The organism is Ensifer sp. MJa1 (assembly GCF_037026475.1).
GTDB lineage: Bacteria > Pseudomonadota > Alphaproteobacteria > Rhizobiales > Rhizobiaceae > Ensifer.
Genome location: NZ_JAKUMO010000004.1, coordinates 132,452 through 147,134, shown reverse-complemented (window position 1 = coordinate 147,134; position 14,683 = coordinate 132,452). Strand labels below are relative to the sequence as shown.

Annotated in this window: 13 protein-coding genes; 8 read left to right on the top strand and 5 right to left on the bottom strand. The window is 61.6% G+C overall.

Annotated features, from left to right (window positions below):
• Positions 1 to 220: 220 nt before the first annotated feature.
• Both MKZ91_RS07680 and MKZ91_RS07675 read left to right on the top strand, forming a co-directional pair.
• Positions 221 to 367, top strand: a complete 147-nt coding sequence (locus MKZ91_RS07680; RefSeq protein ID WP_336169682.1) for a hypothetical protein — start codon at positions 221 to 223, stop codon at positions 365 to 367.
• A 352-nt stretch (positions 368 to 719) separates the two neighbouring features.
• Positions 720 to 3,245 carry a methyl-accepting chemotaxis protein gene (locus MKZ91_RS07675; protein ID WP_336169680.1) on the top strand — a complete coding sequence of 842 codons (2,526 nt, stop codon included), beginning with the start codon at positions 720 to 722 and terminating at the stop codon, positions 3,243 to 3,245.
• A 93-nt stretch (positions 3,246 to 3,338) separates the two neighbouring features.
• On the opposite strand, the gene MKZ91_RS07670 is transcribed toward MKZ91_RS07675, so the two are convergent.
• Positions 3,339 to 3,533 carry a hypothetical protein gene (locus MKZ91_RS07670; RefSeq protein ID WP_336169678.1) on the bottom strand — a complete coding sequence of 65 codons (195 nt, stop codon included), beginning with the start codon at positions 3,531 to 3,533 and terminating at the stop codon, positions 3,339 to 3,341.
• A gap of 89 nt (positions 3,534 to 3,622) precedes the next feature.
• Here MKZ91_RS07670 and MKZ91_RS07665 point away from each other — a divergent pair, with 89 nt between their 5' ends.
• Positions 3,623 to 4,504 (top strand): LysR family transcriptional regulator, encoded by an 882-nt coding sequence (locus MKZ91_RS07665; protein ID WP_336169676.1) that lies wholly within the window; start codon positions 3,623 to 3,625, stop codon positions 4,502 to 4,504.
• A 93-nt stretch (positions 4,505 to 4,597) separates the two neighbouring features.
• Here the strand turns inward: MKZ91_RS07665 and MKZ91_RS07660 are convergent, their stop codons facing one another.
• The 3 genes from MKZ91_RS07660 to aceA form a co-directional block, all read right to left on the bottom strand.
• The gene (locus MKZ91_RS07660) at positions 4,598 to 5,704 is read right to left on the bottom strand and encodes a helix-turn-helix transcriptional regulator (RefSeq protein WP_336169675.1); all 1,107 of its coding nucleotides are present in this window, start codon (positions 5,702 to 5,704) and stop codon (positions 4,598 to 4,600) included.
• 291 nt (positions 5,705 to 5,995) lie between these two features.
• On the bottom strand, positions 5,996 to 6,235 hold the full coding sequence (locus MKZ91_RS07655; RefSeq protein WP_034800815.1) for an SMc00767 family acetate metabolism repressor: 240 nt from the start codon (positions 6,233 to 6,235) through the stop codon (positions 5,996 to 5,998).
• 102 nt (positions 6,236 to 6,337) lie between these two features.
• The gene (gene aceA, locus MKZ91_RS07650; protein WP_336169672.1) at positions 6,338 to 7,627 is read right to left on the bottom strand and encodes an isocitrate lyase; all 1,290 of its coding nucleotides are present in this window, start codon (positions 7,625 to 7,627) and stop codon (positions 6,338 to 6,340) included.
• 229 nt (positions 7,628 to 7,856) lie between these two features.
• Between aceA and MKZ91_RS07645 the strand changes: the two genes are divergently transcribed.
• Positions 7,857 to 9,266 (top strand): helix-turn-helix domain-containing protein, encoded by a 1,410-nt coding sequence (locus tag MKZ91_RS07645; protein WP_336169670.1) that lies wholly within the window; start codon positions 7,857 to 7,859, stop codon positions 9,264 to 9,266.
• Here MKZ91_RS07645 and MKZ91_RS07640 read toward each other — a convergent pair.
• Positions 9,260 to 10,243, bottom strand: coding sequence for a fatty acid desaturase family protein (locus tag MKZ91_RS07640; protein WP_336169668.1), 984 nt, complete (start codon positions 10,241 to 10,243; stop codon positions 9,260 to 9,262). The genes MKZ91_RS07645 and MKZ91_RS07640 overlap by 7 nt on opposite strands.
• Before the next feature lie 302 nt (positions 10,244 to 10,545).
• Between MKZ91_RS07640 and MKZ91_RS07635 the strand changes: the two genes are divergently transcribed.
• The 4 genes from MKZ91_RS07635 (at position 10,546) to MKZ91_RS07620 (ending at position 14,620) form a co-directional block, all read left to right on the top strand.
• Complete coding sequence (locus MKZ91_RS07635) at positions 10,546 to 11,640, top strand: polyamine ABC transporter substrate-binding protein (RefSeq protein ID WP_336169667.1); 1,095 nt, start codon at positions 10,546 to 10,548, stop codon at positions 11,638 to 11,640.
• A gap of 102 nt (positions 11,641 to 11,742) precedes the next feature.
• Positions 11,743 to 12,885: an ABC transporter ATP-binding protein gene (locus MKZ91_RS07630; RefSeq protein ID WP_336169664.1), complete on the top strand. Its 1,143-nt coding sequence runs from the start codon at positions 11,743 to 11,745 to the stop codon at positions 12,883 to 12,885.
• Positions 12,886 to 12,889: 4 nt separating this feature from the next.
• Complete coding sequence (locus MKZ91_RS07625; protein ID WP_336169662.1) at positions 12,890 to 13,801, top strand: ABC transporter permease subunit; 912 nt, start codon at positions 12,890 to 12,892, stop codon at positions 13,799 to 13,801.
• A gap of 3 nt (positions 13,802 to 13,804) precedes the next feature.
• A complete protein-coding gene (locus MKZ91_RS07620; RefSeq protein ID WP_336169659.1) occupies positions 13,805 to 14,620 on the top strand; it encodes an ABC transporter permease subunit in 816 nt (271 codons plus the stop codon).
• Positions 14,621 to 14,683: the final 63 nt, after the last annotated feature.

Sequence of the window (14,683 nt, the reverse complement as noted above, 5' to 3'; positions counted from 1 at the left end):
GATCTGCGCTTCAGCGATTGTTAATACGTCTCACCGAACCTGTAACCTCGTCGGTACAGCCGGCGGTTGGTGTGTCAGGATTGTCTCATAAACGGAAATAACACTGTTTCCAATTTTTTGACTTTCCTCCACCGCGGCATGGCTGCAATATGTTGGTGACTGGCAAGCCGGTTCATCCGGATCCGACAGTTGCCGGTCGAAGTGACAAGGACAGGATGCCATGAACCAAACACGCCGCCGTCCCCGCGCTATAGCCATTGCCCGCGCCGATGAGAGCCGCCAGCAAAAGGCTGCAACCACCCGCCTCGCATTGATCGCTTTCTTCGCCGTTGCCGCTCTCGCAGCGCTTCCGGCCTTCTGGTTCTGACATCGGCGACCGGCCGCAAGGGGCCGGTCCATAGGCGCAACTGAGGCGCCTGCGCATCTTCACGGATTTTTGCCCGCGGGCGATCGCGCTTATACAAATTTTAATCGTTCAAATTAAATAGTGTGACGAAGTGAGTTTCGTCAGGTCTGTGTCGCCTGCAGAGGTGGCGCGGATCCGCAATGATTGCTGACGAACTGGCGGCGTGCGCCGCATGGTTTTTTCGAAAAACATCAGCCTGTTTGCGCATCGGGTGGTTCTCGAGCGTTCGCACCTTCACGCCCTGTCGTTGAATGCGAAGCTCTAGCGAGCCGCCGGGGGAGGCGAATGCGAGCTGCGAGCCAAGGTGTTTTCCATGTTCATCGATAGAATTCTTGCCCGCTTCAAGATCCAGACGAAGGTGCTGTTTTTCATCCTGCCCTTCGTCGTCAGCATCTGTGCCGTCGGCGTCACCGGCCTCTATGCATCCGGCCTGCTTCAGGGCCGCATGGAGATCTCCAACAGCGTGCTGCAGACATTGAGCGGCTTCAAGGATGTCTATGCGGGCATGAATGCCTTCCTCCACTCGACGACGGAGGAAAGCCGCAACGCCGTCCAGTCGACGATCTCGACCCAGAAGGACGTGCTTGCCGAGACGGCGGCGCAAGTCGCCGGCCAAAGCGGCCAGGATGAACTGAAGGCTGCCATTTCAGCGACGAATGACATCGAGGCCCGCATCGACGGTCTCTGGAAGCTGCATGTCGGCGAGCAGGAACTGCGCGCGGCGATGACTGCGAACCTCGATGCGCTTCTGATTGAGCGCTCGAAGATCAACGAGGAATCCAACCGCCTGCAATATGCCGTGCGCAAGAGCGAGAACGCTGCCAAGACGATGCTGCGCGAAGCCGAGAAGCTGATGCGCGCCAGCCGCTTCTTCAACGAGTTCGGCACCGAGGTCAGCAAGGCGATCACGGTTGAGGACAAGTTGAAGGCGGTCAAGGAACGCTTCCCGATGATCGGCCGCACCGAGCGCGACATCTTCCGCCTGCTGCCGAAGGACGAAAAATCGCTCGCCGAAACCATTACGTCCGCCTCGAGCGAGATCGGCGCAATCCTGAAGGCGCCGGTCGGCCCGGAGACGCTTTCCGGCATCTCCAAATATGTCGACCGTTTCCGCACTGCGAGCTTCCGCCTGGAGGCGGCGTCGGTTGGCAAGATGCGCGACGCGACGCGGATCTTTGCCGAACTTGACGAACAGATCGTCACGACGGAATCGGTGCTGACGGCGACCCGCCGTCTTGCAGGCTCGATCACCGACATCCAGATCTCGGCTGCAGTGTTCATGGGGCAGACGGCGGAGGGCAATCGCCAGAAGCTGCTCGACAAGTCGCTCGCGGTTCAACAGAACATGGCGACGCTGCGTGGCGTGGCCAGCGACGGCGCTTCGTTTGACAAGATTGCCGATACGTTGATGCCGATCCTGACCGCCATGAAGAAGGACGCGGCAGCACTCGTCGAGATCACCGTCAAGCGGACCGCCGATTTCGACGCCGCCGGCCAGTCTATCAACCAGATCTGGACCGATCTCACCAAGTTTGCCGAACAGCAGAAGGTGGCGGCAGGCACCGAACGGCAGGAAGCAAACCAGATCTCGGTGGCTGCGACCGTTGCCGGCGTCGTCATCGCCCTGCTCGCCGGTATCGCGTTGACGCTGACGCTGAAGAAGCCGATCGGCCAGATCACTGCCGCCATGCGTCGCCTTGCCGACGGCCGCCTCGACACCACGATCGACGGCGACGGGCGTCGCGACGAAATCGGCGACATGGCGCGCGCGCTTGGCGTGTTCAAGGAGAATGCGCTGTCCAAGGTTCGTATTGAAGCCGAGAGCGAGGAACAGCGCACCCGCGCCGATCTCGAGCGTAGCCGCAACGACCAGGAAAAGCGCGAGCTTGATCGCCAGATCGATCTCGCCGTCAGCGAGTTGGCCGCCGGCCTTGGCCGTCTGTCGCAGGGCGATCTCTCGCGACAGATCGAGGTGCCTTTCCATGGCCGCCTCGAGCAGTTGCGCACGGACTTCAATGGCTCGCTGATCCGGCTGCAGGACACACTTTCCCAGATCCGCGCCAATGCACAGGCGATCCAGGAGAGCGGTTCCAACATGCACCATGCGGCCGACTCGCTGTCGAAGCGCACCGAGGCCCAGGCTGCTTCGCTGGAAGAGACGGCGGCCGCGGTGGACCAGATCACGGTGACCGTTCGCTCTTCGGCCGAACGCGCCGGTGAGGCCAACCATGCGGTGATCCAGACGAAGCAGAGCGCCGACAGTTCGGCAACCGTGGTCACCAACGCGATTGCCGCCATGGGCCGCATCGAGGAGGCTTCGCGCCAGATCGAGCAGATCATCGAGGTCATTGACGACATCGCCTTCCAGACCAATCTGCTGGCGCTCAATGCCGGTATCGAAGCCGCCCGCGCCGGCGAAGCGGGCAAGGGCTTTGCCGTCGTCGCCCAGGAAGTGCGCGAACTGGCCCAGCGTTCGGCCGAAGCCGCGCGTGAGATCAAGGGGCTCATCAACAAGTCGACCAACGAGGTCAATGCCGGTTCGCACCTGGTGAAGGAGACCGGTGAGGTGCTGGCGTCCATCAGTGCGCAGATCGTCACCGTCAGCCAACATGTCGAAATGATCGCGACCGCAAGCCGCGACCAGGCCGTGGCGCTGAACGAGGTCAATGGTTCGGTCAACCAGATGGACCAGATGACCCAGCAGAACGCATCGATGGTCGAGGAAGCGACGGCGACCAGCCGCTCGCTGGCGCAGCAGGCCGACACGTTGATGATGCTGGTCGAGCAGTTCCGGCTGGAGCCAGAAGCCGACGACTACAACAACTATCGGGCAGCCTGAGGCTTCCCAAAGGACTTGGTGGCCGCGGCGATGCCGCGGCCAACCAGACGCACGGCAAACCGGTTCCGCCGTGCGGTATAACAAGGGCAGGGGCTAACATTGCACCGCGTGACCACAGTGTCCCGCGGTGCTTTTTTTATCAGCGCGGGCGCGCCGGTTGGCAATTCCGGCCGCCAGGGCGGCAAACATGCGGCGAAGAAGTCCCGGCGGCTTCGGATCGAAATCTTCGTCCCAACGCCGGTGTTTCAGTGCCATGTCGGCGATATAGACCATTGCCATCATTTCCATCGTGATGCTCCTCATTTGGTGGGCATCACTCCTTTTATGCATCAAAATCAGTTTTACATACATCGGATATCGACCTATGTTTTTCATTCATGAAAGACTTGGATTGGGACATTTACCGTTGCTTCATGAGCGTGGCGCGCGCTGGCGGCTTAACCGGCGCCGCGCAGGCCTTGGGCTCCAGCCCGGCAACCGTCGGGCGGCGGATGCTGGAGCTCGAGGAGCGCACGGGCCGCGCGTTGTTTCTGCGCAGCCAGACCGGCTACCAGCTCACCGGCGACGGGGAACTCCTCTTCGAACAGCTTCAGGAGATGGAAGCGGCTGCCAGGCGGGTCGAAAGCTGGCGACGTGAAGGCGAGGGGGCAACCGTGCGCATCACGGTTGGCACCTGGATCGCCTGGTTGCTTGCTGAGAGCTTTCCGGCGCTCTGCACCGAGCGCGACGGTTTCATCCTGGCAATGACCATCGGCGAGACGCGCGCCAGCCTCGCCTATCGCGAAACCGATATCGGCATTCGCGCCTTTGAACCGGAAGAAAGCTACCTGGCTGCAAGCCCGGTCGGCGAAGTCGCTTACGCCGCCTATCGCCAGAGGAACGCTCCTGCGGCCGCCAATGCACGCTGGGTGGCCGTCGGCGAGGAGGATGCGATTTCGGCCTATCTTCGCTGGCCCTACGGGCAGATGGACGGGCGGATGGCGGGACGGATCGTCGCTACGGTCACGCGCCCGCGCTCCTTGCTGGATCTTGCCCGCGCCGGCGCCGGTTGTGCCGTGTTGCCGTGCTTCGTCGGCGATCTCGATCCGTTGCTGGAGCGGGCAGGCGATGAGATCCCGATGCTCCGGCATCGGCAATGGATCGTGATGAACAACGAGGACCGGCACCGCAGGGAAATTCGCACCGTGGTCGACCGCATGACGAAACTCCTGCGCAGTCACGCGGATGTCTTTGCCGGCAAGCGGCCGCGGCGCGGCTAGTGCATCCGGTAGTCGGCGTGCCGGTCTGCGCCTGCAAAGCGGTCGGCCGGGCCCAACCTCGCGCCGCAGACCGAATGCGCCGTCCCGAAATGCTCAGTGCATCAGAAGCTTGACGAGCGCAGTTTGGGAATTGACCCCGGTCTTGGCATAGATGCTTTTCAGCTGCGTGCGGATCGTCTCGTAGCTCACACCGTTGGCGTGCGACATCTCCTTCAAGGTGAGGCCCGCAGCGACCCCGGAAGCGATGCGGATCTCTGCGGGCGTCAGCCCACAGCTGTCTTTCAGGTGGTCGAGCTGGCGGTCGCTGACAAGGGATGTCGCAGGCTCGATCAGCACCGCGACCGTCGGCCCGTCGAGCAGTTCCGTGAAGATGGTGGCGCTTCGCCGCACCAAGGTGATGCGGAAGGCGCTGCCGCCGCTTCTGATGATCCGGATCTGCGGCTGCGCCAACTTGCCGAGCGGGGATGCCAGCAGCTCGAGCGCGGCACTCGTTTCCGATTCATCCATCAGCAGGCGCCCATTGAAGGTGACCCGAAACGGAATGCCCTTCGCTGCCATACGTTCGGCGTTGTCGTTCATCGAGCGGATGCGAAGGTTGTCACCGACATAGATGACGCCGACGCCGATCGTGTCCAGCAAGGTCCGGCCTTCGTGCTGCTCGGCCATCATCAGGTCACGCCTGCGCAGGAAATCGAAGGCGCGCTTCAGGTGCGGGGCAAGGGCTGTGTATTGATCCGCCGCCCGCTGGTTGAGCTCTTCGTCAGTAGACGATGTGCAGGTCGACACCAGCAGGGTGCGCGTCGGACTGCGCACGATGGTCACCCCGACGGTGGTTTCGCAGCCGGTCTGGTTCTTCAGCCAGTCATTGTAGAATTCCGACTTGAGCAGGTCCTCGCGTGAGACGATATCTTCGCCGGATAGACCCCGCCCGACCGGCACCAGCACCGATTTCGGTATCCAGGGATTGATCGCCGCAAAGTGGCTGTTGAACTGAGCGATGGATTCTGGGGTAAAGCCCGAGACATAGGGTACGAACGACGCCGGCGAGGCCAGGTCATGATAGTGGAGCGCCGAGCGTCCGTTCGGCATCGTCGTCGTCAATCGATCGAGGAAATCCTGCCAGCTGCAGTCGCCGAAGGCGGCGCCGTAGATCAGTTCCGTCAGTTCGGCCGTATCAGCAGCTTTCGGTGATCGATACATGCGTACCTCTGCCTAAGGTAGGTCCGACTAATATTGGCAGGAGCGGGCGGTTCGATCAACTTGAAATAGCGTGGTGCCGGTGGTTGACGTGTCGCGAACGCGCAACCCGGATATGGCCCGGATTTGGAATGGCCGGTAAAGATGTCGGCCATTCCATTTCTCTCGCCGAGGGCTCGCGTAGTGGCTTCAAGCCACCTCAACGATAAATTGTGCCGTGGACGAAGGCTGTGGGACGCGGACGAAGCGAGACGGAGGAAAGCAGCGCCAGCGCAAGCGTCAACGCCACTGCCGTCATGGCCGGCCCTGGGTGACGATGACCGGGATCAGGAGGTCTCCCCAGTTGCCCTCGCCGCCATGGTGGCGAGCCGAGCGGACGAGCTCGACCGATACGCCGGCATCGACGGCTTTCATGACCGATTGATTGAGGCGGTGCAGGTCGTTGGCGACCATGCGGATCGCTGCCTGCTGGTCCGGGGTCATTGCCGAAGACTGTTCCTCGGCCCGTTCCTTGACGCGTGTCTGGACTGTCATTGGACTTCTCCTTGAGGTTCGAGGTCGATCCGACCCAAATCGTGATCTATGCCTGGCGGAAGGGGCGCAGCGGGCAGGGATTGCCACGCCCCCTCCGGTCTTTCACTCTGCGGCCGGGCGGAACTGGTCGTGCTCGGTCGATTCCTTCATGGCTGTTGTCGAGGACTGGCCGCCGGTGATCGCCATCGAAACGGAGTCGAAATAGCCGGTGCCGACTTCGCGCTGGTGCTTGGTCGCGGTGTAGCCGTTGACCTCGGCGGCAAATTCCGCCTCCTGCAGCTCCGAATAGGCCGCCATCTGCCGGTCCTTGTAGCCGCGGGCGAGTTCGAACATGCCGAAGTTCAACTGGTGGAAGCCGGCAAGCGTGATGAACTGGAACTTGTAGCCCATCGCCCCGAGCTCGCGCTGGAACTTGGCGATCGTCGCGTCGTCGAGGTTCTTTTTCCAGTTGAACGACGGCGAGCAATTGTAGGCGAGCAGCTTGCCCGGGTGCGCCTTGTGCACGCCCTCGGCGAACTTGCGGGCCTGTTCCAGGTCCGGCTTCGAGGTTTCGCACCAGATGAGATCGCAATGCGGCGCATAGGCAATCGCGCGGGCAATGCAAGGCTCGATGCCGTTTTTCACCTGGTAGAAGCCTTCCACCGTGCGTCCGGCATCGTAGTCGACGAAGGGACGATCGCGCTCGTCGATGTCCGACGTCAACAGCTTGGCGGCTTCCGCATCGGTGCGGGCGATGACCAGCGTCGGCGTGCCCATGACGTCGGCTGCAAGCCTTGCTGCGTTGAGGTTGCGGATATGCGCCGCCGTCGGGATCAGCACTTTGCCGCCGAGATGGCCGCATTTCTTTTCAGATGCGAGCTGGTCCTCATAGTGGACGCCAGCAGCACCCGCCTCGATGAAGGCCTTCATGATCTCGAAGGCGTTGAGCGGGCCGCCGAAGCCGGCTTCCGCGTCAGCAACAATCGGTGCGAACCAGGTGTCGACCGAAAGGCCCTTGCCTTCCGATGTTTCGATCTGGTCGGCGCGCTGAAGCGTGCGGTTGATGCGCTTGGCAAGTTCCGGTGCGGCGTTTGCCGGATAGAGCGACTGGTCCGGATACATGGCCGAAGCGGTGTTGGCGTCGGCTGCGACCTGCCAGCCCGAGAGATAGATCGCCTTCAGGCCGGCACGCACCATCTGCATGGCCTGGTTGCCGGAAAGCGCGCCGAGCGCGTTGACGAAGTCTTCTTCGTGAATGAGTTTCCACAAGCGGTTCGCGCCCATTTCGGCCAGCGAATAGCGGATTTCGACCGACCCGCGCAGCCGCTTCACGGTCTCTGCGGTATAGGGGCGATCGATGCCGTCATAACGGCCTTCAGGTGCGCTCGGAACAAGCTTGTAAAAATCAGTCATTACATCCTCCTGTCAAAATCAGATATCCATTCGACTTTCGTCTTACGGCCGCTTTGTGTTTCGAGTTGATGTGACAGTTTTTACATTGCGCTGCGGAAATCGGCCATTGAAATCAACAAGACGAAGCTTTCAAAAGGGTTATGTTGTCTTGTCTTTGACAAGGGATCGCAGTAAATTTGTAAATCATGTAAATGATGCGGTGGTCAGTAAATTGTAAAGGTAGTTACAAATGGCCGAGAACAAGATCTTTGCCGGTCCGCGGGTCAGGCGTATCCGCAATGGGCTGTCGTTGACGCAGACGGCCATGGCCGAGGCACTTGGCATCTCGCCGTCCTACCTTAATCTGATCGAGCGCAACCAGCGGCCGCTGACCGTCCAGCTTTTGTTGAAGCTGGCCTCGGTCTACAAGGTCGATCTCGACGAACTGCAGGGCGAAACCGGCGGCAGCCTCACGCAGTTGCGGGAGGTGTTCGCCGATCCGTTGCTGTCAGCCGAACTGCCGGGCGACCAGGAACTGGTCGAGGTGGCCGAGGCCGCGCCCAATGCTGCGGGCGGCGTGGTCAAGCTGTATCGCGCCTATCGCGAACAGGCGGCGCGCCTGAAGGATCTCGCCGATCTGCTGGCTGGACAGGGGCATATGGAGGCGCTCTCCGGCACGCGGCTGCCGATGGACGAGGTGCGTGAGACCTTCCAGGCGCGCCCCAACCATTTTGCCGGCATCGAGGCGGCGGCCGAGGCCTTTCACGAACAGCTTTCGCCCGGCGACGATCTGTTGGCCGCGCTGAAGGGTTGGCTGAAGAAGGAGCATGGTCTGGTCGTGCGCAGCCTGCCGGTGCACGCGATGCCCAATTTGCGTCGCCGCTTCGACCGGCATTCCATGCGCCTCTTCATTTCCGAACGGCTTTCGCCCTATGACCAGTTGCGCGAGATTGCGATGGAGGCGGTGTCGATCGCCTGCCACGACGCGATCGTGGCGGAACTCGGATCCTTGCGCCTCTCGACCGCCGAGGCCCGGCGCATTGGCCGGTTCGAGCTTGCGCGTTACGGCGCGCATGCGCTGATGATGCCCTACGCCGCTTTTCTGGCCGCGGCCCAGCGGGCGCGCTACGACATCGACGTGCTGCGCGCCCGCTTCCAGGTCTCGTTCGAGCAGGCCGCCAACCGCTTGACCATGCTGCAGCGTCCCGGTGCGCAAGGGGTGCCGTTCTTCCTGATGGAGATCGACAATGCGGGGCACCGCCTCAGGCGCTCCGGTGCCTCGGGCTTCCCGCAGGCGAAGTTCGGCGGCGGCTGTCCGAAGCTCAACATCCACGCTGCCTTCTCGGTGCCGGGGCAGATTTTGGTGGATCGTGTCGAAATGCCCGATGGAGCCGAGTTCCTGACCGTTGCCCGGACGCTGGACGGCCCGCAGGCCGGCTTTCACGAACGCATCCGGCGCACCGCGCTGCTGCTCGGTTGCGAGGCGTCGTTTGCCGATGAGGTCATTTATGGCGTCGGTCAACCGGTGGCGATCGCGGTCGGTGCGGCCTGTCGTCTGTGCGAGCGACAGGGGTGTCTGGCGCGCGCCGAGCCCCCGGTCACCCGACCGCTCGGTCTTGATGAGATGGTCACCGGGCTCAGCGTTTTTGATTTTCAGTAGCTGACCGGATGCTGGTTCGGCAAAGGCGGTGCATCCGGCGCGAAGCATTCGGCCGGAAGCCCCGTCGTGTAACCGCGGGTGATATGCGCCTTCGCCGCATAGGCCTTGTCGCGCATCAGTGTCCGGTGCAGCTCCGGCAGGTTGTAGAACGGTACGCCTGGATAGAGATGGTGCTCGAGATGATAGTTGATGTTGTGAGGCGCAAAGAACAGCTTCTCCCAAGTGTGCGGGTAGACCGTCCGTGAACTCGTCAGCTCGTCTTCATAGTCCATGCTGCCGAAATGCTCAGCGACGCTGCGGACATAGAGGAACAGGCAGAAGAAGGTGAAGAACGGCACGGCCCAGTAGAGCGCCACCTCCCGCCAGATGCCGAGCAGCGAAAAGATCACCGCGGCGACACCATAAAAACTGAGCCGCAGCATCTTGTACTGGCGGGTGGAGCGGTCGTTCTTCCCCATGCGCCTTGCCATGTGCAGCATGTCGCGCAGCGAATTGACCGCAACGAGATAGCCAAGCAGCTGCACGATGCCGCGTGCGAGCTTCTGCGGGAAGGTGAACTGCGGCATGCCGAGCTTCGCCGTCCAGTCGGGATCCTCGTCGGTATTGGCATGCTGGTGATGTGCGAGATGGTTCTGGCGGTAGCCATCGACGGTGGCAAGCACCGGCCAGGCGAGCAGGAGATCGCTTATCCAGTCGCTGACCTTGCGATTGCGGATGATGCGGTAGTGAGCCGCCTCGTGGATCATGCACCCGAGCGCATGCATGCGGCCCGCAATCAGCACCACAGCAACCAGGTAGACGGCAAGATTGTCCGCGTACTCGCTGACCGCAATGGCAGCTGCAATCAGCGCCCAGTCGGCGGCAATCGCCACAAGCGCCTTTCGCGGTTCAAGCACCGAAAGCCGCTTCAGTTGCCTGGGGTCGATCCTGCGGTTTCGCCCGCTTTTGATCTGGCCGTCCTTGACTTGCTCGCCCATCACAATACCCGGACCTCGATGCACAACCGGTGGGAAAATCGCACGGGCAACATGGTTAATCAATTGTAAACAGCGGCCCATACATGTCGAGCACCGCTATGGTTAACCGTGGCGCCGGAAGCTGCATGATCGCCGCTGTGGCGGAGGCCATCGCCATAAGTGCCCGATTTTGCTTGCCTCCTATCGGCACGAAAGCGCTTGAGGTTATCGAGAAAGATGCCTAACCTCCCGGCCTGAGACTGGGATCGGGCGGTGTCCGGGAGCGGCCGGGCCCGATGCGCAAGAACAAAAGGGGAGCCTGTATGTCCAAACTCATCGTTACAACCCTGACGGCAGCCATTCTGGCCGGCTCGACCATGCTGGCCTCGGCGCAGGAACGGGTGGTCAACGTTTACAACTGGTCGGATTACATCGACAGCAGCATTCTGGAAGACTTCACCAAGGAGACCGGTATCAAGGTCGTCTACGACGTCTTCGATTCCAACGAGATCCTGGAGACGAAGCTGCTCGCAGGCGGTTCGGGCTATGACGTCGTCGTGCCGACGGCGACCTTCCTGCAGCGCCAGATCGCGGCCGGCGTGTTCCAGAAGCTTGACAAGTCGAAGCTGCCGAACCTGTCCAACATGTGGGACACGATCATGGAGCGTACGGCCAAGTACGATCCGGGCAACGATTACGCCATCGACTACATGTGGGGTACGACCGGCATCGGCTACAACGTCGACAAGATGAAGGCGATCCTTGGCACCGACGAAAAGCCGAACTGGGACGTGATCTTCAAGCCCGAACTGGCGGCGAAGTTCAAGGATTGCGGCATCCACATCCTCGATTCCCCGACCGACGTCATGCCTTCGGCACTCGCCTATCTCGGCCTCAATCCGGACAGCCATGAGGCCGCGGATCTTGAAAAGGCGGCCGAGCTGCTTGCGAGCATCCGCCCCTACGTGCGCAAGTTCCATTCCTCGGAATACATCAACGCGCTTGCCAACGGTGACATCTGCCTGGCCGTCGGCTTCTCCGGCGACGTCTTCCAGGCGCGCGATCGTGCCGCCGAAGCCAAGGCCGGCGTGACCGTAGACTACGCCATCCCCTCGCAGGGCGCGCAGATGTGGTTCGACATGTTCGCGATCCCTGCCGATGCACAGCACGTTGAGGAAGCCCATGCCTTCCTCAACTACATGATGAAGCCGGAAGTGGTCGCCAAGGCATCGAACTATGTCTTCTACGCCAACGGCAACAAGGCCTCGCAACAGTTCCTCGACAAGGCTGTTCTGGAAGATACCGCCATCTATCCGTCGGATGAGGTGATGCAGAAACTGTTCACGGTGACGCCGTTCCAGGCGAAGGAGCAGAGGGTACTCACCCGACTCTGGACCAAGGTCGTAACCGGCCAGTAAGAGCGGAAACGAATTGCCCGGACCTCAAAATCCGGGCAATTTTCTTAAGGGCGCCGGGGAAAAAGAAGGGCGCCCATCGGCTGTATCATTCGGGGATAGATGATGAAGTCTCTCGGCAGTATCCGGCGGTCCTTTGCCCCCTGGGCGGATCCCGCTTCCAAGCCATTCATTTCCGTCAAGAACGTGACCAAGAAATTCGGTGATTTCACCGCTGTCGACGACCTTTCGCTCAACATCTACACGCGCGAGTTCTTCGCGCTGCTGGGCGCGTCCGGCTGCGGAAAGTCGACGCTGCTGCGCATGCTCGCAGGCTTCGAACAGCCGACTTCAGGCGAGATCATCCTCGACGGCCAGAGCCTTGCTGGCATTCCGCCCTATCGCCGGCCGGTCAACATGATGTTCCAGTCCTATGCGCTCTTCCCGCACATGACGGTGGAGAACAACATCGCCTTTGGCCTCAAGCAGGACGGCATGCCGAAGACGGACATCGCCGAACGTGTCCAGCAGATGCTGAAGCTCGTCAAGCTCGAGAAGTTTTCGCAGCGCAAGCCGCATCAGCTTTCCGGCGGCCAGCGCCAGCGCGTCGCGCTGGCCCGCTCGCTCGCCAAGCGGCCGAAAGTGCTTTTGCTCGACGAACCGCTCGGTGCGCTCGACAAGAAGCTGCGCGAGGAAACCCAGTTCGAGCTCATGGACCTGCAGCAGGAGCTCGGCCTCACCTTCGTCGTCGTCACCCACGACCAGGAAGAAGCCATGACCATGGCCGACCGCATCGCGGTCATGAGCCACGGCAAGGTCATCCAGGTCGCGACCCCTGCCGAAATCTACGAGGCGCCAAATTCCCGCTTCGTTGCGGACTTCATCGGCGACGTCAATATTTTCGAGGGGACTGTCGCTGCGACCGAGGGCGGCCATGTGCGCCTTGAAGGCGCCAACGGCTTCCCGATCCGCATGGCAACGTCCGAAACGCCGGCCGCCGGGGCAAAGTCGGCAATCGCCGTCCGCCCGGAGAAGATCCGGGTCAGCCGCAATCAGCCGGCACATGCACCGGTCAACGCCGTTCAGGGCGAAATCTGGGACATTGGCTATCTCGGCGACATGACGGTCTTCCACGTCCGGCTGAAGGACGGACGGGTGATCAAGGCATCGTCGCTGAACGCGGTTCGCGCCGTCGAGGATCCGCTCGGCTATGACCAGGAAGTCTGGGTGTCCTTCGGCGAAGACGCCGGCGTCGTTCTGAAGGATTGAGACCATGGCCCGTGTCGCGTCCGCTCTTTTCAGCCGCCTCGTCATCATCATCCCCTATGCCTGGCTGCTGTTCTTCTTCCTCATTCCGTTCTTCATCGTCTTCCGCATCTCGCTGTCGCAGACGGCGGTGGCGATGCCGCCCTACACGCCGGTCTTCGACCTCATGGGTGGTCTGTCGGGCCTTCTCGAAAAGGCGCGTGAATTCAGCTTCGACAACTATGTCTGGCTGACAGAGGACGTGCTCTACTTCAACGCCTATGTGTCGAGCGTCATCATTGCCGCCATCTCCACGGTCCTGACGCTGCTGATCGCCTATCCGGTCGCCTACGGCATGGCGAAGGCGCCGAAGTCGATCCGGCCGACGCTTCTGATGCTGGTGATCCTGCCATTCTGGACGAGCTTCCTGATCCGCGTCTATGCCTGGATCGCGATCCTCAAGCCCGAGGGCCTGCTCAACCAGTTCCTGCTTTCGATCGGTGTGATCGATCAGCCGCTGATCATCCTCAACACAAACTGGGCGATCTATATCGGCATCGTCTATTCCTATCTGCCCTTCATGGTGCTGCCGATCTACTCGTCGCTCGAGAAGATGGACCACACGCTGACCGAGGCGGCGCTTGATCTCGGCTGCACGCCGCTTGCGGCCTTCTGGCGCGTGACCTTCCCGCTGTCGCTGGCGGGCGTTGTCGCCGGCTGCCTGCTCGTCTTCATCCCGGCCGTCGGCGAGTTCGTCATCCCCGACCTGCTCGGTGGTTCGGAAACTCTGATGATCGGCAAGACGCTCTGGAACGAGTTCAATGCCAACCGCGACTGGCCGGTCTCGTCGGCAGTGGCGACGATCCTGCTTCTGATCCTGGTGCTGCCGATCGTCTACTTCCAGAACGCCCAGGCCAAGGCCGATGGCGAGGGGAGGTAGGCCATGGGCAATTGGTCACGTTTCAACATTGCCTCGATCGTGCTCGGTTTCGGGTTTCTCTACCTGCCGATCGTGCTTCTGGTGATCTTTTCCTTCAACGAATCGAAGCTGGTCACGGTCTGGGCCGGTTTCTCGACGAAATGGTACACGCAGCTCTGGCACAACCAGGCACTGCTCGATGCCGCCTGGGTGACGATCCGCGTCGCGCTGATTTCGGCGACTTGCGCCACGGTGCTCGGCACGCTCGCCGCGCTCGCGCTTGTTCGTTACACGCGCTTTCGTGGTCGCATGCTGTTTTCCGGCATGGTCTACGCGCCGCTCGTCATGCCGGAGGTCATCACCGGCCTGTCGCTGCTGCTGCTTTTCGTTGCCATCGGTCTCGACCGCGGCTTCTGGACGATCACGCTGGCGCACATCACCTTCACCATGTGCTTCGTCGCCGTCGTCGTGCAGTCGCGTCTCCTAAGCTTCGACCAGTCGATCGAAGAGGCGGCGCTCGATCTCGGCGCGACACCGGTTCGGACCTTCTTTGCGATCACCCTGCCGGTCATTGCGCCGGCGGTCTTTTCTGGCTGGGTTCTGGCCTTCACGCTGTCGCTCGACGACCTGGTGATATCGAGCTTCACGACGGGACCGGGCGCCACCACGCTGCCGATGAAGATCTACAGCCAGGTGCGGCTCGGCGTGACGCCGGAGATCAACGCGATCTGCACGATCCTGATCGGCGTGGTCGCGATCGGCGTCGTGGTTGCCTCGATTGTCACCAAGCAGCGTGAGGCACAACGCGAGCGCGATGAGCGGGCAGCCTTCGCCCAGTGAGCCGACGCTGCTCCGGGAGAACGGTATTCCGTCCCTATGAGACATTGGAGAGAGCAGCCGGCA

Excerpts from the sequence above, each read along its gene's own strand:
- MKZ91_RS07675 (WP_336169680.1), top strand. The coding sequence starts at position 720 with ATGTTCATCGATAGAATTCTTGCCCGCTTCAAGATCCAGACGAAGGTG.
- MKZ91_RS07680 (WP_336169682.1), top strand. The coding sequence starts at position 221 with ATGAACCAAACACGCCGCCGTCCCCGCGCTATAGCCATTGCCCGCGCC.
- MKZ91_RS07635 (WP_336169667.1), top strand. The coding sequence starts at position 10,546 with ATGTCCAAACTCATCGTTACAACCCTGACGGCAGCCATTCTGGCCGGC.
- MKZ91_RS07625 (WP_336169662.1), top strand. The coding sequence starts at position 12,890 with ATGGCCCGTGTCGCGTCCGCTCTTTTCAGCCGCCTCGTCATCATCATC.
- MKZ91_RS07660 (WP_336169675.1), bottom strand. The coding sequence starts at position 5,704 with ATGTATCGATCACCGAAAGCTGCTGATACGGCCGAACTGACGGAACTG.
- MKZ91_RS07655 (WP_034800815.1), bottom strand. The coding sequence starts at position 6,235 with ATGACAGTCCAGACACGCGTCAAGGAACGGGCCGAGGAACAGTCTTCG.
- MKZ91_RS07645 (WP_336169670.1), top strand. The coding sequence starts at position 7,857 with ATGGCCGAGAACAAGATCTTTGCCGGTCCGCGGGTCAGGCGTATCCGC.
- aceA (WP_336169672.1), bottom strand. The coding sequence starts at position 7,627 with ATGACTGATTTTTACAAGCTTGTTCCGAGCGCACCTGAAGGCCGTTAT.
- MKZ91_RS07665 (WP_336169676.1), top strand. The coding sequence starts at position 3,623 with ATGAAAGACTTGGATTGGGACATTTACCGTTGCTTCATGAGCGTGGCG.
- MKZ91_RS07640 (WP_336169668.1), bottom strand. The coding sequence starts at position 10,243 with ATGGGCGAGCAAGTCAAGGACGGCCAGATCAAAAGCGGGCGAAACCGC.
- MKZ91_RS07670 (WP_336169678.1), bottom strand. The coding sequence starts at position 3,533 with ATGGAAATGATGGCAATGGTCTATATCGCCGACATGGCACTGAAACAC.
- MKZ91_RS07630 (WP_336169664.1), top strand. The coding sequence starts at position 11,743 with ATGAAGTCTCTCGGCAGTATCCGGCGGTCCTTTGCCCCCTGGGCGGAT.
- MKZ91_RS07620 (WP_336169659.1), top strand. The coding sequence starts at position 13,805 with ATGGGCAATTGGTCACGTTTCAACATTGCCTCGATCGTGCTCGGTTTC.